Below are 18,250 nucleotides of genomic sequence, written 5' to 3' on the forward strand. Positions count from 1 at the left end.
GGCAACCCCGCCATCGAGGGAGTCTTGAGATATGGCAGACACCGGGACGAAGGCGCAGATCGGGGTCACCGGGCTGGCGGTGATGGGCCGCAATCTGGCCCGCAATCTCGCCCGGCACGGCCACACCGTGGCGCTGCACAACCGCACCGCGACCCGTACCCGGGCCCTGGTCGAGGAGTTCGGCCACGAGGGCACCTTCCTCCCGTCCGACGACCCGGCCGCCTTCGTCGCCTCGCTGGAGCGGCCCCGCCGCGTGGTGATCATGGTGAAGGCGGGCATGTCCACCGACGCGGTGATCGACGAGTTCGCCCCGCTGCTCGAAGCCGGCGACATGATCATCGACGGCGGCAACGCGCACTTCGAGGACACCCGCCGCCGGGAGGCCGCGCTGCGCGAGCGCGGCCTCCACTTCGTCGGCACCGGGATCTCCGGCGGGGAGGAGGGCGCGCTCAACGGGCCCAGCATCATGCCCGGCGGCTCGCCCGAGGCCTACGCCGCCCTCGGCCCGCTGCTGGAGGACATCGCCGCCAAGGCCTCCGACGGCACGCCCTGCTGCACCCACATCGGGGCGGACGGCGCCGGGCACTTCGTCAAGATGGTGCACAACGGCATCGAGTACGCCGACATGCAGCTCATCGGCGAGGCCTACGACCTGCTGCGCCAGGTGGCCGGCTACCGGCCCGCCGAGATCGCCGAGATCTTCCGCACCTGGAACACCGGCCGCCTCGACTCGTATCTCATCGAGATCACCGCCGAGGTCCTGGCCCACACCGACGCCGCGACCGGCCGGCCGTTCGTGGACGTCGTCGCCGACAGCGCCGGCCAGAAGGGCACCGGCCGCTGGACGGTGCAGACGGCGCTCGATCTGGGTGTCCCGGTGTCCGGCATCGCCGAGGCGGTCTTCGCCCGCTCCGTCTCCGGCCACGCGGGGCTGCGGCAGGCCGCCGGGGGCCTGCCGGGCCCGCAGCGCGCGACGCTCGGGGCGGAGGACGCCCGGCACTTCGCGGACCAGGTGGAGCAGGCGCTCTACGCCTCGAAGGTCGTCTCCTACGCCCAGGGCTGGAACATGATCGACGCGGCCGCCGGCGAGTACGGCTGGACGATCGACCCGGGGGCGGTGGCCGCGATCTGGCGCGGCGGCTGCATCATCCGGGCCGCGTTCCTCGACCGCATCCGCGCCGCCTTCGACACCGACCCCAAGCTGCCCACGCTCCTGGCCGACAGTGAGTTCGCGGGGGAGATCGGCGCGGCGCAGCGGGACTGGCGCACGGTGGTCGGCACGGCCGTGGCGCACGGGGTGCCGACGCCCGGCTTCTCCGCCGCCCTCGCCTACTACGACGCGCTCCGCGCCGAGCGGCTGCCGGCCGCGCTCACCCAGGGCCAGCGCGACTACTTCGGGGCGCACACCTACCGGCGCGTGGACCGCGAGGGCAGCTTCCACACGCTCTGGGGCGGCGACCGCTCCGAAGTCGCCGGCTGACGCCGGGAGGGCCCGCGACGGGGCCGTGCGGGCGGCCCCTGCGGGCCGATCATCACACTTTCGAGGGAGTGAGGGGAGCGCCTCGCCCGCCGGCGGCCCCGCCCGCGCGAGTCTGATCCGGAGAGCAGCCGTCCGGAAAGGACTCCCCATGCGCTGGTCCCGCACCTCCGGCGGACCCCCCGTAGCGGTGGACCTCGGCACCTCCCGCATCCGCGTCCGCGGGCCGCGCGGGGGCCACCGCTACGACGGCGCGTCCGTCATCGCGGTGACCACCGGGTCCCGGCAGGTGGTCGCCGTCGGCGACCAGGCGGGCCGGATCCTCGGCCGCACCCCGCCGGACATCGAGGCGGTGGTGCCGCTCAGCCGCGGCGTCGTCACGGACTTCGACGCCGCCGCCCTGCTGCTCCGGCACGCGCTGGGCGGCGGCGGCCCCTCCCGGCGCGGTCTGCTGCCGCCGGGGGTCGTGACGGGCGTCCCCGCCTCCGCCACCGAGGTGCAGCGGATCGCCGCCGAGGAGGTGCTGCTCCAGGCCGGTGCCCGGTGGGTGCGGCTGCTGCCCAAGGGGATGCTCGCGGCCCTGGGCGCCGGGCTGCCGCTCTGGGACTCCGGCGGCACCATGATCGTCGACATCGGCGCCGGGACCACGGAGATCTGCGCCTTCGCCTTCGGCACTCTGGTCTCCGCCGAGTCCTCGCCGGTCGCGGGCGACGCCGTGACCTCCGCCCTGGTCACCCACCTCCAGCGGGAGCACACCCTGGCGCTGAGCACGAGCGCGGCGGAGGCCGTCAAGACCGGTCTCGGCCGGGTGGCGGAGACCGCGCCCGGCACCCGGCTGCCGGTCCGGGGCCGGGACCGCGTCACCGATCTGCCCAAGACCGTCTCGGTCGCGGCGGGGGAGCTGCGGGACATCATCGAGCCGGAGATCCGGCGCATCGCCCGGCTGGTCGTCACCGCCATCGGCAACTGCCCCGGCGGCGTCGCGGACGACATCGTGGAGCGCGGGCTGGTGGTCACGGGCGGCGGGGCGCTCTTCGACGGCCTCCCGGACCGGCTGGGGCGGGCCATCGGCATGACCGTCCATCTCGCCGGGGCGCCGCGCTCCTCCGTACTCGACGGGACCGCGCGCTGGATCGACGAGGTCGACCCGGCCGCCCGCCGGCAGATGCTGGCCCCGCTGTGACGGGCACCGCGGCCGCCACCGGCCCCCGCGCCGGCGGGAGTTCAGACCTCCGCGCGGCAGCCCGGCAGGGTGCGGGGGTGCGGCGCCGGCCCGCCCGGGCCCGCCGCCGTGTGCTCCCGCTCCCGCCGGGCGCCCTCCCGTACGGCGGTGTGGACCGCCCGTGCCAGCCGCGCGCCCCAGAGGGACCGCGGCCCGCCGAAGGCTTCCGGCTCCTCGCCGGGCCGGGCGGCGCGGGCCGCGACGCACACCGCGTCCGAGGGGGTGCCGGAGCAGTCGAAGCCCGCGTCGAGCAGGGCCTGGACCTTGGCCTCGGTCGCCGTGGCGACGGCGTTGACGAGTGCGGCGTCGCCGAGCGGGGCCGGTACGGCGACGACGATGTTGACCGTCCCCGGCGGCGGGGTGCCGGGGAACCCGGGCCGGGGAGGCGGCCCAGCCGCAGACACCGATGCCGGTGGTCACCAGCGCCTCCACACCGCCGTCGGCGGCGCGGGTGCACGCGTCCACCTCGGCTGCCGTCATCAGCCCCACACCGGGCCCGGCCAGCCCGGCGTCCCGGGCCAGCCCGGCCAGATGGCGGGCGGGATCGGTACGGGTGTAGCCGGGGCGCACCTGGGCGTTGAGCACCCAGCCGCGTTCACCGAGGCCGCCGCCCAGGACGGCGCTGCTGGCCATCCGCCAGCCCGGCCCGGCGCGCCACAGCAGGGCGTGGCGGCAGGCTCCGTCCTCGGTGCGGGCGAGCCGCTCGGCCCGCAGCAGGACCGGTACGGGCGCGGCCGCGGCGCGGGCAGGGGTGGTGGTCACGGCGGCAGTCCTCCGTCGGCCGGGTCCGGGAGGCGGCCGGGGAGTGGCCCGGCGCCCGGTGGCCATGATCGTAGACGCCGGCCGCGGGAAGGGGGCGGGCGGCCCGGCCGCGACCCGGGCCGCCGCCCCACTCCCACCCAAGACCCCCTCAAAACGGACAAAACATCCACCGGTGACGCGCTTCACAGAATGCGGAGGGGAAAGGTGACGCAATGCATTCGCATGCCGCTGTTTCGTCGAGGATGTAACCCTCTGCTGTTTCCGGGCGGCGAACGGCGAGGATTTTCGTCGCTCTTTGCTGAGGGTTGTGTGCACCGCGTCACGTCATCTCCGCAAATACCGCTGGTAAACACCGGGCTGCCCGACTTCTCCTTGCCTTGGTGAAAACCGAGCGCTTACGTTTGCCGCTGCTCCGCCGAAAGCTTGGCGGGCATTCTTCCTCCGGAACGCCGAATCCTGCCGCCGGAGGAGGGAAACCACGACGCACCACGGCAGGAGCGGGGGACCCAAAGGTAAGTCGCCGGACCGTGTGACACACCACACGGTGCGGCTCGGGGTGAAGACGCGCAGGACGGCCGAGCCGGCCGTGCGAATGCGTCCGGGCAACTCCAGCCCGAACCCGACAGCTCACCTCGTAGGCGTAGGAGAGGAAATACCCCTATGTCTCGCGGACGTCATCGCCGTACTCGCATCAGCCGTCTTTCCATCGCCACGCTCGCCGTCACCACCGGTGGCGCGGGCCTCGTTCTCCCCCTCGTCGGCGCCTCCGGCGCCAGCGCCGCTTCGGTCGGGACCTGGGACAAGGTCGCCGAGTGCGAGAGCACCGGTAACTGGAGCATCAACACGGGCAACGGCTTCTACGGTGGCCTGCAGTTCACGCAGAGCACCTGGGCCGCCTTCGGTGGTACCGAGTTCGCGCCGCGCGCGGACCTCGCCACCAAGGACCAGCAGATCGCGATCGCCGAGAAGGTGCTCGCGGGCCAGGGCCCGGGCGCCTGGCCGGTCTGCTCCGTCAAGGCCGGTCTCACCCGCGGTGGCGAGGCCCCCGCCGTCGACACCGGTGCCAAGCAGCAGGGCCGGGCCGCGGACGCCCCCAAGGCCGAGGCTCCCGAGGCGGAGGCCCCCAAGGCCGCGCCGAAGGCCGAGAAGAAGGCCGCCCAGCCGTCTCCGTCGGACGCCGGCACCGCGAAGGCCTCTTCGTACACCGTCGTCAGCGGTGACACCCTTGCCAAGATCGCCGAGGCCAAGGGCGTCGAGGGTGGCTGGGAGAGCATCTACGAGGGGAACCGCGAGGTCATAGGCGGTAACCCGAACCTGATCTTCCCGGGTCAGAAGTACTCGCTGGACGGCGAGCAGGCCGCTCCGAAGGCGGAGGCCCCCAAGGCCGCGCCGAAGGCCCAGAAGTCCGAGGCCAAGGCCCCGGCCAAGGCCGCCGAGAAGCCGGCCGTCCAGCAGGCCCAGGCCAACGCCGCGGGCTTCAGCGCCCCGGTCGCCGCCTCCCCGAGCACCCCGTACCGGGCCTCGGGCGGCAGCTGGTCCAGCGGTTACCACACCGGCGTCGACTTCTCCGTCGCCTCCGGCACCCCGGTGAAGTCGATCGGCTCCGGCACGGTCGTCTCCGCGGGCTGGGGCGGCTCCTACGGCAACGAGGTCGTCGTCCGGCACGCCGACGGCAAGTTCAGCCAGTACGCCCACCTGTCCTCGCTGTCCGTCTCGGCCGGCCAGACCGTCCAGGGCGGCCAGCAGCTCGGCCTGTCCGGTTCCACCGGCAACAGCACCGGCCCGCACCTGCACTTCGAGGTCCGGACCGGTCAGGGCTACGGCTCCGACGTGGACCCGCTGGCCTACCTGCGGGGCAAGGGCGTCTCCATCTGACCTCCCCGCACCGCACAGCACCATCCGAGGTGCCCGTTCCCGCCCCGCGGGAACGGGCACCTCGCCCGTTTCCGGCCGGGCGCGCGGGCCGGTGGCCAAAAAAAGGGGGGTAAGCCGCTGCGGAATTCGATCTTCCGGGGCGGAGAGCGGGCGGGCGGACGGCCGCTGCCGGCGCACCACGGATCAGCTGGGGTTACACCGGGAAACGGGCCTTCCCCCGCGCCACTCCTTTTCAAGATTCACTTCTTCGAAATCCGATAATCGTCCCGCAGATTCCCGGAATCGGTTGTGACGCGGAATGCGCCCGCCTATCTTGGGCACGGCCCGCGAACTCCCTTGCGCGGCCGCCTTTTTCGGCCCCAGCGCAGGAGAGGACCCCAGCCGATGCCCCCCACCCGCGGACGGCACCGCCGGCACCAGCCGAGCCGTATCTCCCAGGCATCGTTGACCGTCACCGCCGGAGGTGCGGGCATCGCCCTCCCGCTGGTGGCCGCGGCGAGCGCGAGCGCCGCCTCCACCGACACCTGGGAGCGGGTCGCCGAGTGCGAGAGCGGCAACGACTGGGACATCAACACGGGCAACGGCTACTACGGCGGCCTCCAGTTCTCGCAGAGCACCTGGGAGGCGTTCGGCGGCACCCGGTACGCGCCGCGCGCCGACCTCGCCACCCGGGCACAGCAGCTCGCGATAGCCGAGAAGGTCCTCGACGGCCAGGGCCCCGGCGCATGGCCGAACTGCGGCCCGCGGGCCGGCCTCGCCCGCGGCGGCGACGGGCCGGACACCGCGCCGGCCGCGGACCGGTCCGGCCCGCGCGCCGAGGACGCGCGGCAGAAGGAGAAGGCCGCGGGAGCGGCCGGGGCGGAGCAGCGGCAGCAGCAGCGCGCGGAACGGAAGGCGAAGGACCCGGCCCAGGCCGCCTCCGCCACCCGCGCCCCCGGCTCCCGCACCACCGACTCGTACCGCGTGGTCAGCGGTGACACGCTCTTCGGCATCGCCCGCGGGCACGACGTCGACGGCGGCTGGCAGCGGCTCTACGAGGCCAACCGCGAGGTGATCGGCGAGGACCCGGACCTGATCCTCCCCGGCCAGCGGCTCTCCCTGCGCGGGCAGGCGTCCGGTGCCGGGAGCGCCCCGGAGACCTCGGAACGCAAGACCTCCGAACGCCGGGCGGCCCCGGCCCCGGAGAAGAAGGCCGGCAAGAAGGCCGACAAGAAGGCGGAGAAGCAGGCCGCGAAGGCCGAGAAGGCCGAGAAGAAGAAGGCCGCCCCGGAGAAGAAGAGGACCGAGCGGAAGCAGGAGCGCTCCGGCGAGGAGCGGAGCTCCCGCTCCGGCTCCGGCGCCTTCTCCGCGCCCGTCCCGGGCGTCTCGCCGAGCACCCCGTACCGCGCCTCCGGCAGCAGCTGGTCCAGCGGTTACCACACGGGCGTCGACTTCCCCGTCGCCACCGGCACCTCGGTCCGGGCCGTGGCCGCCGGCCAGGTCGTCTCCGCGGGCTGGGCCGGCGCCTACGGCTACCAGGTCGTCCTGCGGCACAGCGACGGCCGGTACAGCCAGTACGCCCACCTCTCCCAGCTCTCCGTACGGGCCGGACAGCAGGTCCCCGCCGGGCAGCAACTCGGCCGCTCCGGCTCCACCGGCAACAGCACCGGGCCGCACCTGCACTTCGAGGTCCGTACGGGACCGGGCTACGGCTCCGACATCGACCCGCTGGCCTATCTGCGGGGGCGCGGGGTCGCGATCTGATCCGGGGCGGGGCGGGGCCCGTCCCCGCCCCGCCGCGGCGTTGTACCGCCCCGCCGCAACGGGCCCGCCGTTACGGACGAGTCATCCCTCCGCGCCTCGGACCTCCGCGTCGCGCCGCCGTGCGGCCAGGCCCGGCAGCAGCTTCTCCGGGAGGACGGGCAGGGCGCGGACCCGCACCCCCGTGGCGTGGTGCACGGCGTTCGCCACCGCCGCCGCCGTGCCCACCGCGCCGATCTCCCCGATGCCCTTGGAGCCCATCGGGTTGAGCCGGCTGTCCTCCTCCGCCAGCCAGCGCACCTCGATGTCGGGCACATCGGCGCAGGTCGCCACGGGGTACATCGCCAGATCCCGTTCCGTGAAGTCACCGAAGCCCGGGTCCAGGGTGCTGTGTTCCATCAGCCCCATCGACAGGCCCATGACCATCCCGCCGGTGAGCTGTGAGCGCGCCGTGCGCGGATTGAGGACGCGCCCGGCCGCGAACACGCCGAGCAGCCGCCGCACCCGGGTCTCCCCGGTGTCCCTGTCCACCTGCACCTCGGCGAACTGGGCCCCGAAGGCCCGCCGCGCGTACTCCCGCGTGCGGGCCGCGACCTCCTCCGCCGTATCGGCGTACACCGACAGGCCGGTCTCCGGAGGCGTCCCGCCGTGCCGTGCCAGCTCGTACAGCAGTTCCCGGCAGGCCTTGTGCACCGCCCAGCCCCAGGACGCGGTGCCCGAGGAGCCGCCCGCGACCGGGGCCTGCGGCAGATCGCTGCTGCCGATCTCGATCCGCACCCGGTCCAGCGGCGCGCCCAGGGCGTCGGCCGCGATCTGCGCCAGCACCGTACGGGCCCCGGTGCCGATGTCCGTCGCGTTGATCCGCACCCGGTAGCCGCCGGCGCCCGCGTGGGCCTCCGCCGCCGCGGGGGAGACGCTCGCCGGATGGCCGGAGGCGGCGACCCCGGTGCCGATGAGCAGCCGCCCCTCGGCGCGCGTGCCCGGCCGCGGATCGCGGTCCCGCCAGCCGAACCGGTCCGCGCCCTCGCGCAGGCACTCGGCGAGCATCCGGCTGCTGAACGGGCGCCCGGAGTCCGGCTCCTTCGCGGTCTCGTTGCGGAGCCGGAGCTCCACGGGGTCCAGCCCGCAGGCGGTCGCCAGTTCGTCCATCGCCGACTCCAGGGCGAACATGCCGGGGCACTCGCCGGGGGCGCGCATCCACGACGGCGTGGGTACGTCGAGGCGGGCGAGCCGGTGCGTCGTACGGCTGTGCGGGCTGGCGTACATGAAGCGGCCCGGGGTCGCGGCCTGCTCGGTGAACTCCTCCAGGGTGGAGCTGTAGGTGAACACCTCGTGCGAGAGTGCCGAGATCCGCCCCATGCCGTCGGCACCGAGGCGCACCCGGTGCTCCGTCGCCGGCCGGTGGCCCACGACGGCCGCCAACTGGTTCCGGGGGAGCGCCAGTTTGACGGGGCGGCCGGTCTCCCGCGCGGCCATCGCGGCCAGGACGGCGTGCGGGCGCGGTGACCCCTTGGAACCGAAGCCGCCGCCGACGTGCTCGGAGACGACCGTGATCAGCTTCTCGTCCGTCCCGAACAGGACGGCGAGGGCCCGGCGCACCGGGGCCGCGCCCTGGCTGGAGTCGTAGACGCGCAGCCGCGGGCCGATCCAGAGCGCGGTGGCGGCGTGCGGCTCCAGCGGATGGTTGTGCAGCGGCGGTACGCGGTACGCGGCGGCGAGCCGGATCTCGGAGGCGGCGAACGCCATGCCGAAGTCGCCGCGCACCCGGTCGGCCGGGAGGCCGCCGTTGACCCGCTCCGGCGCGTACATCCCCGGATGGTCCGCGGTGAAGCGCGCGTCGTGCGGCTCCGGCGCGTACTCCACGCGGACCGCGGCGGCCGCCTCCCGCGCGGCCTCCAGCGTCTCGGCCACGGCGAGCGCCACGTACTGTCCGCGGTGCGCGACCCGCGGCGACTGGAGGACGAGCAGGGTCGCGTCCCCCGGATCGCCGAGCCGGGGCGCGTTCTCATGGGTGAGCACGGCCAGCACACCGGGACCGGCCAGCGCGGCGGCCGTGTCGACCGCCGTGACCTCGCCCCGGGCGACGGTCGCCGGCACCGGCCAGGCGTACGCACAGCCCTCGACCGGGTGTTCGGTGGCGTACCGGGCGGTACCGGTGACCTTCTCGCGTCCCTCCAGCCGGACCACGGGCTCGCCGAGCGCGCTGCCGTGCCCGTGCCGCGCCCCGCGGCGGGGGCCGGTGCCGGAGGCGTCCCCGTTCCCGGGGCCGGGCCCGTCTCCGTAGCTGGCTCCGCTCATGGCGTCTCCCACGGCCCCTCCGGATGCGGGCCGCCGTCCCCGGTCCGGCGGCCGGCCGGTTCGGCCAGTTCGGTCAGGGTGCGCAGGGTCAGCGAGCGCAGCAACGGCACCTTGAAGGCGTTGTCGCGCAGCGGCTCGGCCGGGGCGAGCTCGGCGTCGACGGCCCGCGCGAAGGACTCTGCGGTGGCCGGCGCCCCCAGCAGCCGCTCCTCCGCGGTCCGGGCGCGCCACGGCCGGGCGGCGACCCCGCCGAACGCTAGCCGCACCCGGCTGACGAACCCCCCGTCCACGTGGAGGGCCGCGGCCACCGACACCAGCGCGAAGCTGTACGAGGCCCGGTCGCGCACCTTGCGGTAGACCGAGTCCGCCGCCTCCGGCAGGGCGCCCAGCTCCACATGGGTGATCAGATCGCCGGGGGCCAGCACGGTGTCGCGCTCCGGGCTGCCGCCCGGCAGCCGGTGCAGCTCGGTCACCGGGACGGTCCGCGTCCCCGACCGGGTCAGCACGTGCACCCCGGCGTCCAGCGCGGCCAGGGCGACGGCCATGTCGGAGGGGTGGGTGGCCACGCAGGACGGCGAGGCGCCGAGCACCGCCAGCTCGCGGTGCACCCCCTCGCGTGCCGGACATCCCGTCCCCGGCTCCCGCTTGTTGCAGGGCTTTCCGGGATCCTGGAAGTACGGGCAGCGGGTGCGCTGCAGCAGATTGCCGCCGACCGTGGCCGCGTTGCGCAGCTGACCGGACGCCCCGGCCAGCAGGGCCTGGGACAGGACGGGATAGCGGGTGCGAACGGCGTGGTCGGCGGCCAGCTCGCTGTTGCGCACGGCGGCGCCGATCAGCAGGCCGCCGGCGGAGGTGTGTTCGATGGCGGTGTGCGGCAGCGCGGTCACGTCCACCAGCAGGTCGGGCTGCTCCACCCCGAGCTTCATCAGGTCCACGAGATTGGTGCCGCCGCCCAGGTAGCGGGCGTGGGGCGAGGAGCCCAGCGCGGTGACGGCCGCTCCGGCCTCGGTCGCGCGTTCGTAGCGGAACGGCTTCACCAGGCGCCGCCCTCGCCGGTACGGCCGCCGGGCGCGGTTCCGGTGTGCGCCACGTCGCCCACCGCGCGGACGATGTTCCCGTACGCGCCGCAGCGGCAGAGGTTGCCGCTCATCCGCTCCCGGATCTCCGCGTCGTCCGCCGGCACCGGCAGACCCGACGGATGGTCCGCCGGGGTCACGGCGCTCGGCAGGCCCGCGCCCATCTCCTGGAGCGCGCCGATCGCGGAGCAGAGCTGGCCGGGGGTGCAGTAGCCGCACTGGTAGGCGTCCCGGTCGAGGAACGCCTCCTGCAGCGGGTGGAGCGGGCCGCTCCCGGCGGGCCCCCCGGCAAGTCCCTCGACGGTGGTGATCCGGGCCCCGTCGTGGGCGACGGCCAGCAGCAGGCAGCTGTTCATCCGCGTGCGGCCGACGAGGACCGTGCAGGCACCGCACTGCCCGTGGTCGCAGCCCTTCTTGGTGCCCGTCAGATCCAGCTCCTCGCGCAGTACGTCGAGCACGGTGGCCCGGTTGTCGACCACCAGTTCCCGCGGCTCCGCGTTGACGTGGAGGGTGACGGGGGTGGTGTGCGCCGGTGCGGTCATGGGGCCTCCCGGTCGCCCGGCCGGAGGGGCGGGGCCGGGCGGACGGTGTCGGACGGAAAGGGGCGGGAACGGATCAGCGGAATGGAGCAGCGGGTGGATCGGCGGGTGGATCGGCGGAACGGGCCGGGGAACGGACCACCGGACCGGGCGGGCCCGCGAGCCCGGCACCCCGGCCGCACCGGCCCGCCCGGACAGGGAGTCGGTAACCGCGAACGCCCCGTCCGAAACAGCGGCCGCCGCCCGTCACCCGCCGGGTGGCCGCCGGGTGCGGGTCCACTCCAGCAGCCCGTCCGCCGTCCAGGTGTTGACGACCCGTCCGGCGGGGACGCCGCACTCCTGGGCCCGGGCGCAGCCGTAGGGCTGCCAGTCGAGCTGGCCGGGCGCGTGGGCGTCGGTGTCGATCGAGAAGAGCACCCCGGCGTCCACCGCCCGGCGGAGCAGCGCGCGCGGCGGGTCCAGCCGCTCCGGGCGGCAGTTGATCTCGACGGCGGTGCCCGACTCGGCGCAGGCGGCGAAGACCTTCTCCGCGTCGAAGCGCGAGGGCGGGCGGCCCCGGCCGGAGAGGAGCCGCCCGGTGCAGTGGCCGAGCACGTCGACGAGCGGGTTCCGCACCGCGCGGACCATCCGGCGGGTCATCGCGGCCTCGTCCATGGCCAGTTTGGAGTGGGCGGAGGCCACCACCAGATCCAGCCGCTCCAGCAGCTCCGGCTCCTGGTCGAGCGAACCGTCGGCGAGGATGTCGCACTCGATGCCCGTCAGCAGCCGGAAGGGCGCCAGCCGCTCGTTCAGCTCCGCGACCACACCGAGCTGTTCGCGCAGCCGTTCGGCGGACAGGCCGCGGGCGACCGTCAGCCGGGGGGAGTGGTCCGTGAGCACCGCCCACGCGTGGCCGAGGGCGGCCGCGGTGAGCGCCATGTCCTCGATCGGGCTGCCCCCGTCGGACCAGTCGGAGTGCAGATGGCAGTCGCCGCGCAGCGCCGCCCGCAGCTCCGCGCCGCCCTCGGCGAGCGGGCCGCCCGACTCCGCCTCCAGCCGCTCCAGATAGCCGGGAACCCCGCCGGCGAGCGCCTCCCGCACGACCTTCGCGGTCTTGGGCCCGATGCCCCTGACCGTCTCCAGCGAACCGCCCGCCGCCCGCCGCGCCACTTCCTCGCCGGGCATGTCCGCGAGGACGGCCGAGGCGGTGCGGAACGCGCGCACCCGGTAGGTGGGGGCCTGCGCCCGCTCCAGCAGGAAGGCGATCCGGTCCAGTGCCGCCACCGGTTCCATTCCGTGGTCCCTTCCGTCTTCCGGCTTCCCGCGTCCGACCGCTCTCCGTCCACCGTCGCGCACCCGGGGCCCGTTCGCGCGCCGGGCGGTTGCCCGCCATGAGCCGGGGAATACGCTGATCCGCACCGGCCGCACGACAGGAATCGGGAATCGCGTATGCGGAAATCGGCCCTCGTGGTCATCGACATGGTGAACACCTACGACCATCCGGACGCGGACCGGCTCATTTCCTCGGTACGGGAAACCCTGCCCGCGATGAGGGAGCTGATCGAACGGGCCCGGAACGAGGACGTCGACGTCATCTACGTCAATGACAATTTCGGCCGGTGGCGTTCCCACCACGACGAAATCCTGGACACGGCCCTCTCCGGTCCGTACGCCGATCTGGTGGAGCCGGTCCGGCCCGACGAACGGTCGCTCTTCGTCCTCAAGGCACGGCACTCGGTCTTCTTCCAGACACCGCTGGAATATCTGCTCACCCAGTACGGCATCGGCCGTATCGTGCTCTGCGGCCAGGTCACCGAGCAGTGCGTGCTGTACTCCGCGCTCGACGCGCACATCCGCCATCTCACCGTGGCCGTTCCCCGGGACGCGGTGGCCCATATTCACCCCGATCTCGCGGACGCCGCGCTGCGCATGATGGAGCGCAACATGGGGGCCGAGATCTGCGACGCCGCGAGTGTCCGTTTCTGACGGGCCGCCGGGCCCTTCTTCGCCCGCCGTATTCCGCGGCACCGCCCGAGGAGGTCTTTCCCTTGACAGCGCAGAGCAGTTCCCAGAACACCGCCCGCCCGGTCGCCGTGATCACCGGCGCCGACTCCGGGATCGGCCGCGCCACCGCCGTGCGCCTGGCCGCACAGGGCATGGACATCGGCATCACCTGGCACGAGGACGAGGAGGGAGCGCGGGAGACGGCCGGGGAGGTGCGCGGCCTCGGCCGCCGCGCCGCCGTGCGGCAGGCCGATCTGACCCGGCTGCCGGAGGCTGCCGGCGTCATCGACGAACTCGCCGGCGAACTGGGGCGGATCGACGTCCTCGTCAACAACGCCGGCACGGGCACCGCCACCCCCTATCTCGACCTCGACCTCGCCACGGTGCGGCAGGTCCTCGACGTCGACCTGGTGGGGCCGTTCCTCTGCGGGCAGCGCGCCGCGCGCCGGATGATCGGCCAGGGCGGCGGCGGCCGGATCGTCAACGTCACCAGCGTCCACGAGCACCAGCCGCGGGTCGGCGCCGCCCCGTACTGCGCCGCCAAGGGCGGGCTCGGCCTGCTCACCCAGGTGATGGCGCTCGAACTCGCCGAGCACGGGATCACCGTCAACTCCGTGGCGCCCGGGGAGATCGCCACCCCGATGACCGGCCAGGAGGACACCGACGTGCGCACCGAACCCCGCCCGGGGGTGCCGCTGGGCCGGCCCGGGGACGCCCGCGAGGTGGCCGCGGTGATCGCCTTCCTCGCCGGTCCGGACTCCGGCTACGTCACCGGCGCCTCCTGGGCCGTGGACGGCGGGATGCTGCGGATGGGCCCGATGGCCGGCTCGCACCTGGAGAGCGAGGCCTGGCGCCGGGGCTGAACCGCACCGCGCCGGCCGGGTGTCAGTTCTCCCGCGACATCACCGTGAACAGCCCGCCCTGCCGGTCCCGCAGTGTCGACTCCCACCCGTGGTGGGTCTCCTCCGGCGGAGTGACGATCTCCCCGCCGGACGCCGCCGCCTGCTCCGCCGCGGCGGGCACGTCCTCCACGCAGAAGTACACGTGCCAGCGCGGCCGGATGCGCGGGTCCGGCGCGGACTCCAGCGCCCCGCCGCGCAGGCTGCCCACCGTGCGCCCCTGGATCCGGACGATCACCTGCTCGTCCGTGTACCGCACGTCGCAGCGCTCGGGCGGCTCGGTGTCCCAGCCCAGCACCTCGCTGTAGAAGATCGTCGCGGCGAAGATGTCCCGGGTGCGCAACTCGATCCAGGACGGGAAGCCCGGCCCCCGCCGGACCGGCCACTCCGGTTCGGTGTACCCCTCCCAGATGCCGAAGGGGGCGCCCATCGGGTCGGCCGCCCACGCGACCCGCCCCGGGCCGAACGGGATCGGGCCGACGGCGACCGTCGCCCCCCGCTCCCGGATGCGGTCGGAGACCTTGTCGGCGCTCTCCACCGCGAAGTACGGGGACCAGGCCACGGGGAAACCCATGGAGCGGGCCAGCGCCCCGATGCCGGCGACGGGTGCGCCGTCCCTGTACGCGACCACGTACTCCTTGCGGTGGAAGGCGGGCCGGAACTCCCAGCCCAGCAGCGCGTGGTAGAAGTCCTGCGAAAGCCCGAGATCACTCGTGATCAGGCTCACCCAGCAGGGTGCGCCCTGCACCACGGGGGTTGTGGCCGACATTCCGGCTCGCCTCGCTCTCTCGGGGTGCCGCTGGTGCCGCCGGGGACACCTGCCGTCTGCCACTGTGCCATCCCGTCCGGGACGGCGCCCCGTGGCGCACGCGCGGACACCGGCGGCCCGGGGACACGGCCGCGCACGGCAGGAGCACGGCGGGCACGCGGCCGGAGGCGGGCGGGAGTCCCCGCGGGCCCGCCCGGACGGCGGGCCGCCCGCCCGGAGTTCACCGCCGGGCCCGGCTGGGCTGGACCCGCTTCGGCTCTCCCGCCATCTTGGGGTGATCCGGCGGATACGGCAGGTCCTCCAGGCCGTGGTCGCGCTCGTCCCGCTCGGCGAGTTCCAGCGCGGCCTCCAGCCGGCAGGGGTGCTTCTCCATGTCCGCGTGCACATCGCCCAGGTCCGCGTACCGCACCGGCATGGTCGCCAGGTCGAAGTCCTCCGGCACGGCGTGCGGCAGTTCCTCCCACAGCAGCGGTGCGGAGACCGGCGCGTGCGGCCGGGGACGGACCGAGTAGGCGCCGGCGATGGTGCGGTCGCGGGCGGTCTGGTTGTAGTCGACGAAGATCTTCGGGCCGCGCTCCTCCTTCCACCAGGCGGTGGTGATCCGGTCCGGCGCACGCCGCTCCAGCTCCCGGCCCACCGCGATGGCGGCGCGGCGGACCTGGGTGAACGTCCAGCGCGGCTCGATGGGCACGAAGACGTGCAGCCCGCGCCCGCCCGAGGTCTTCGGCCAGCCGCGCAGTCCCAGCCCGTCCAGGACGTCCCGCAGCTCCTGCGCCGCGCGGACCGCCTCCCGGTAGCCGGTGCCCGGCTGCGGGTCGAGGTCGATCCGCAGCTCGTCCGGGTGATCGGTGTTCCCGCGCCGCACCGGCCACGGGTGGAACGTCAGGCAGCCCAGGTTGGCCGCCCACAGCACGGCGGCCGGCTCGGTCGGGCAGATCTCGTCCGCGTGCCGGCCGCTGGGGAAGGAGATGCGCGCCGTGGGAATCCAGTCGGGGAGGTTGGCCGGGGCGCGCTTCTGGAAGAACGACTCGCCCGTCACCCCGTCGGGGTAGCGCTCCAGGGTGGTGGGCCGGTCCCGCAGGGCCCGGGTGATGCCCTCGCCGACCGCCAGGTAGTAGCGGGCGACGTCGAGCTTGGTGAAGCCGCGCTCCGGGAAGTACACCTTGTCCGGATGGGACAGCTGTACGACCCGGCCGCCGACCGTGAGCTGCGCCGTCTCTGCCATGCCGCCACGGTAGGCCGGGGCGGCGCGCCCCGCCTCCCGGCGGGCCCCGCCCCGGGTGCCCCCGGGTGCCCGTTCCGGCGCGCGGGGGACCGCGGACGGCCGCAGAATCGGCTCATGGACCTCCCGGTGATGCCGCCCGTGCGCCCGATGCTGGCGAAGAGCGCGGCCCGCATCCCGGCGGGCATGCTGTACGAGGCCAAGTGGGACGGCTTCCGCGCCCTGGTCTTCCGCGACGGCGGCGAGATCGAGATCGCCAGCCGCTCCGGAAGACCGTTCAACCGCTACTTCCCCGAACTGGTGGCGGCCTTCCGGGAACGGCTCCCGGAGCGCTGCGTCCTCGACGGGGAGATCGTCGTCGCACGCGGCCCGCGGCTGGACTTCGACGCGCTGCTGGAGCGCATCCATCCGGCCGACTCCCGGGTGCGGCTGCTCGCGGAGCGGACCCCGGCGGGCTATGTGGCCTTCGACCTGCTGGCCCTCGGCCGCGACTCACTGCTGGACACCCCGCAGCGGGAGCGGCGCGAGGCGCTGGAGGCCGCCCTGGAGGGGGCGGGCGACCCCGTCTTCACGGCCCCGGCGACCTACGACATCGAACTCGCGCACCGCTGGTTCGAGCGGTTCGAGGGCGCGGGCCTGGACGGTGTCGTCGCCAAGCCGCCCGGTCTCGGCTACCGGCCGGGGGAACGGGTCATGGTCAAGGTGAAGCACGAGCGGACCGCCGACTGTGTACTGGCCGGCCTCCGCCCGCACAAGAGCGGCCCCGTCGTCGGCTCCCTGCTGCTCGGCCTGTACGACGACGCGGGGCGGCTCCAGCACGTCGGCGTCTGCGCGGCCTTCCCCATGCGGCGGCGGGAGGAGCTGATGGAGGAGCTGGCGCCGCTGCGGATGGAGTCGGTGGAGGGCCACCCCTGGGCGGACTGGGCCGAGGAGGAGGCGCACGAACGGAGCCGGATGCCGGGTGCGCCCAGCCGCTGGACGGGGGCGAAGGATCTCTCCTGGGTGCCGCTGCGCCCCGAGCGGGTCTGCGAGGTGGCGTACGACCACATGCAGGCCGGACGCTTCCGGCACACGGCCCGGTTCCGCCGCTGGCGGCCGGACCGCGTGCCGGAGTCGTGCACGTACGCGCAGCTGGAGGAGCCGGTCCGCTACGACCTGTCGTCGGTGCTGTCGGGCCGGCCCTCCGCGTGACGGCTCTCGTGCTCGCGCTGGAGGTCGTCCGGCCACTTCCGGGTGTCGCGCGGTTCCACGTACGGCTCCACGTCCTCGGGGTGGCCGGCCTGGACGGCCCGCTCCCGGGACAGCTCGGCGTCGAGCTCCAGGCCGAGCAGAATGGCCAGGTTGGAGATCCAGAGCCAGACCAGGAAGATGATGACACCGGCCAGGGTGCCGTACGTCTTGTTGTACGAGCCGAAGTTGGCCACGTAGAACGCGAAACCGGCTGAGGCCAGCAGCCACACCACCACCGCGATCAGGCTGCCCGGGGTCACCCAGCGGAAGCCGCGGCCCCGGACGTTGGGCGCGGCCCAGTACAGCAGGGCGATCATCAGGACGACGAGGATCAGCAGGACGGGCCACTTGGCGATGGACCACACGGTCATCGCCGTGTCGCCCAGGCCGATCATGTCCCCGGCGCGCTGGGCCAGCGGCCCGGTGAAGACCACGATGAGCGCGCTCGCCGCGAGCATCACCATCAGGGCGACGGTCAGCACCAGCCGCAGCGGGGTGATCTTCCAGGCGGGGCGGCCCTCCGGCAGGTCGTAGACCGCGTTCGAGGTGCGGATGAACGCCGCGATGTAGCCGGACGCCGACCACACCGCGGCCGCCAGGCCGATGAGGGCGAAGATGCCGCTGGTGGAGGTGTTGCCCTGGAGCTGGGTCACGGCCCGGTCGAGGATGTCGCGGGCCGCGCCGGGGGCCAGGGACTGCACATTCTCCAGGATCTTGTCCGTGGCCGACTTGCCGACCACCCCGAGCAGCGAGACGAGGACCAGCAGCGCCGGGAAGATCGACAGCACCCCGAAGTAGGTCAGGGCGGCCGCCCGGTCCTGGAGGTCGTCCTCCTTGAACTCCTTCAGGGTCCGGCGCAGCACCCCTTTCCAGGAGCGGGAGGGCAGTTCGCCCGGTCCCTCCGGGGCGGCGGATCCGTGCGGACCGCCCGTGGTGGCCCCGCGGGCCTCTTCGTGATCGTTCATAGGTCGCATGTCCTCCGGGTCCCCCGGTCCGCCGTCGTCAACCCGGCCGGTTGGCGGAACGCGGGCCGTACGGGACGGGCCGGCGGACGTCCGCGCAGGTCACGGAGGGTGTCCGGGTCCGGGCTCCACGTGCGGACAGCCCGGGGGGCGAACACTTGTCCACCGCGGCCGTGTGAGCAAAGCCACCGCCGCC

The 18,250-nt window shown here is 74.4% G+C and carries 14 protein-coding genes, 1 pseudogene and 1 riboswitch; of the genes and pseudogenes, 7 read left to right on the plus strand and 8 right to left on the minus strand.

Annotated elements, in window-relative coordinates:
* Window positions 1-31 precede the first annotated feature (31 nt).
* Both gndA and E4N63_RS29045 read left to right on the plus strand, forming a co-directional pair.
* The gene (gene gndA / locus E4N63_RS29040; RefSeq protein WP_230242120.1) at window positions 32-1,480 is read left to right on the plus strand and encodes an NADP-dependent phosphogluconate dehydrogenase; all 1,449 of its coding nucleotides are present in this window, start codon (window positions 32-34) and stop codon (window positions 1,478-1,480) included.
* Window positions 1,481-1,628: 148 nt separating this feature from the next.
* Window positions 1,629-2,660: a rod shape-determining protein gene (locus E4N63_RS29045; RefSeq protein ID WP_125624110.1), complete on the plus strand. Its 1,032-nt coding sequence runs from the start codon at window positions 1,629-1,631 to the stop codon at window positions 2,658-2,660.
* A 41-nt stretch (window positions 2,661-2,701) separates the two neighbouring features.
* On the opposite strand, the pseudogene E4N63_RS29050 reads toward E4N63_RS29045, so the two are convergent.
* Window positions 2,702-3,527 (minus strand): annotated as a pseudogene (locus E4N63_RS29050) (adenosylcobinamide amidohydrolase).
* Between the two features lie 371 nt (window positions 3,528-3,898).
* A riboswitch (cyclic di-AMP (ydaO/yuaA leader) is annotated at window positions 3,899-4,117 on the plus strand.
* A gap of 4 nt (window positions 4,118-4,121) precedes the next feature.
* On the opposite strand from E4N63_RS29050, the gene E4N63_RS29055 reads away from it, so the two are divergent.
* The gene (locus tag E4N63_RS29055) at window positions 4,122-5,336 is read left to right on the plus strand and encodes a transglycosylase family protein (protein WP_125624112.1); all 1,215 of its coding nucleotides are present in this window, start codon (window positions 4,122-4,124) and stop codon (window positions 5,334-5,336) included.
* A gap of 384 nt (window positions 5,337-5,720) precedes the next feature.
* On the plus strand, window positions 5,721-7,079 hold the full coding sequence (locus tag E4N63_RS29060) for a transglycosylase family protein (RefSeq protein ID WP_230242121.1): 1,359 nt from the start codon (window positions 5,721-5,723) through the stop codon (window positions 7,077-7,079).
* An 81-nt stretch (window positions 7,080-7,160) separates the two neighbouring features.
* Here E4N63_RS29060 and E4N63_RS29065 read toward each other — a convergent pair whose 3' ends face one another.
* The 4 genes from E4N63_RS29065 to E4N63_RS29080 all read right to left on the minus strand — a co-directional run bounded on the left by E4N63_RS29065 (window position 7,161) and on the right by E4N63_RS29080 (window position 12,261).
* A complete protein-coding gene (locus E4N63_RS29065) occupies window positions 7,161-9,374 on the minus strand; it encodes a xanthine dehydrogenase family protein molybdopterin-binding subunit (RefSeq protein ID WP_230242122.1) in 2,214 nt (737 codons plus the stop codon).
* Window positions 9,371-10,411 carry a xanthine dehydrogenase family protein subunit M gene (locus tag E4N63_RS29070; RefSeq protein ID WP_125624115.1) on the minus strand — a complete coding sequence of 347 codons (1,041 nt, stop codon included), beginning with the start codon at window positions 10,409-10,411 and terminating at the stop codon, window positions 9,371-9,373. The genes E4N63_RS29065 and E4N63_RS29070 overlap by 4 nt, the downstream gene beginning before the upstream one ends.
* Window positions 10,408-10,992: a 2Fe-2S iron-sulfur cluster-binding protein gene (locus E4N63_RS29075; protein WP_230242123.1), complete on the minus strand. Its 585-nt coding sequence runs from the start codon at window positions 10,990-10,992 to the stop codon at window positions 10,408-10,410. Before E4N63_RS29075 ends, E4N63_RS29070 begins: the two co-directional genes overlap by 4 nt.
* 243 nt (window positions 10,993-11,235) lie before the next feature.
* Entirely contained in the window at window positions 11,236-12,261 is a 1,026-nt protein-coding gene (locus E4N63_RS29080; protein ID WP_230242124.1) for a PHP domain-containing protein, read from the minus strand.
* Between the two features lie 156 nt (window positions 12,262-12,417).
* Here E4N63_RS29080 and E4N63_RS29085 point away from each other — a divergent pair, with 156 nt between their 5' ends.
* The gene (locus E4N63_RS29085) at window positions 12,418-12,954 is read left to right on the plus strand and encodes a cysteine hydrolase family protein (protein WP_125624118.1); all 537 of its coding nucleotides are present in this window, start codon (window positions 12,418-12,420) and stop codon (window positions 12,952-12,954) included.
* Window positions 12,955-13,016: 62 nt separating this feature from the next.
* Entirely contained in the window at window positions 13,017-13,835 is an 819-nt protein-coding gene (locus E4N63_RS29090) for an SDR family oxidoreductase (RefSeq protein ID WP_125624119.1), read from the plus strand.
* A gap of 22 nt (window positions 13,836-13,857) precedes the next feature.
* Here the strand turns inward: E4N63_RS29090 and E4N63_RS29095 are convergent, their stop codons facing one another.
* Window positions 13,858-14,640 carry a VOC family protein gene (locus tag E4N63_RS29095; RefSeq protein WP_185831216.1) on the minus strand — a complete coding sequence of 261 codons (783 nt, stop codon included), beginning with the start codon at window positions 14,638-14,640 and terminating at the stop codon, window positions 13,858-13,860.
* A 220-nt stretch (window positions 14,641-14,860) separates the two neighbouring features.
* Window positions 14,861-15,865 (minus strand): non-homologous end-joining DNA ligase, encoded by a 1,005-nt coding sequence (gene ligD / locus E4N63_RS29100; protein WP_125624120.1) that lies wholly within the window; start codon window positions 15,863-15,865, stop codon window positions 14,861-14,863.
* A gap of 114 nt (window positions 15,866-15,979) precedes the next feature.
* Between ligD and E4N63_RS29105 the strand changes: the two genes are divergently transcribed.
* Complete coding sequence (locus E4N63_RS29105; RefSeq protein ID WP_125624121.1) at window positions 15,980-17,053, plus strand: ATP-dependent DNA ligase; 1,074 nt, start codon at window positions 15,980-15,982, stop codon at window positions 17,051-17,053.
* Here E4N63_RS29105 and E4N63_RS29110 read toward each other — a convergent pair.
* Window positions 17,011-18,057 (minus strand): YihY/virulence factor BrkB family protein, encoded by a 1,047-nt coding sequence (locus E4N63_RS29110; RefSeq protein WP_228429652.1) that lies wholly within the window; start codon window positions 18,055-18,057, stop codon window positions 17,011-17,013. The genes E4N63_RS29105 and E4N63_RS29110 overlap by 43 nt on opposite strands.
* Window positions 18,058-18,250 lie beyond the last annotated feature (193 nt).

Origin of the sequence: Streptomyces sp. MNU89, assembly GCF_020982505.1 — a bacterium.
GTDB classification, from domain to species: domain Bacteria; phylum Actinomycetota; class Actinomycetes; order Streptomycetales; family Streptomycetaceae; genus Streptomyces; species Streptomyces xinghaiensis.

Excerpts from the sequence above, each read along its gene's own strand:
- gndA (WP_230242120.1), top strand. The coding sequence starts at position 32 with ATGGCAGACACCGGGACGAAGGCGCAGATCGGGGTCACCGGGCTGGCG.
- E4N63_RS29045 (WP_125624110.1), top strand. The coding sequence starts at position 1,629 with ATGCGCTGGTCCCGCACCTCCGGCGGACCCCCCGTAGCGGTGGACCTC.
- E4N63_RS29055 (WP_125624112.1), top strand. The coding sequence starts at position 4,122 with ATGTCTCGCGGACGTCATCGCCGTACTCGCATCAGCCGTCTTTCCATC.
- E4N63_RS29060 (WP_230242121.1), top strand. The coding sequence starts at position 5,721 with ATGCCCCCCACCCGCGGACGGCACCGCCGGCACCAGCCGAGCCGTATC.
- E4N63_RS29065 (WP_230242122.1), bottom strand. The coding sequence starts at position 9,374 with ATGAGCGGAGCCAGCTACGGAGACGGGCCCGGCCCCGGGAACGGGGAC.
- E4N63_RS29075 (WP_230242123.1), bottom strand. The coding sequence starts at position 10,992 with ATGACCGCACCGGCGCACACCACCCCCGTCACCCTCCACGTCAACGCG.
- E4N63_RS29080 (WP_230242124.1), bottom strand. The coding sequence starts at position 12,261 with ATGGAACCGGTGGCGGCACTGGACCGGATCGCCTTCCTGCTGGAGCGG.
- E4N63_RS29085 (WP_125624118.1), top strand. The coding sequence starts at position 12,418 with ATGCGGAAATCGGCCCTCGTGGTCATCGACATGGTGAACACCTACGAC.
- E4N63_RS29095 (WP_185831216.1), bottom strand. The coding sequence starts at position 14,640 with ATGTCGGCCACAACCCCCGTGGTGCAGGGCGCACCCTGCTGGGTGAGC.
- ligD (WP_125624120.1), bottom strand. The coding sequence starts at position 15,865 with ATGGCAGAGACGGCGCAGCTCACGGTCGGCGGCCGGGTCGTACAGCTG.
- E4N63_RS29105 (WP_125624121.1), top strand. The coding sequence starts at position 15,980 with ATGGACCTCCCGGTGATGCCGCCCGTGCGCCCGATGCTGGCGAAGAGC.
- E4N63_RS29110 (WP_228429652.1), bottom strand. The coding sequence starts at position 18,057 with ATGAACGATCACGAAGAGGCCCGCGGGGCCACCACGGGCGGTCCGCAC.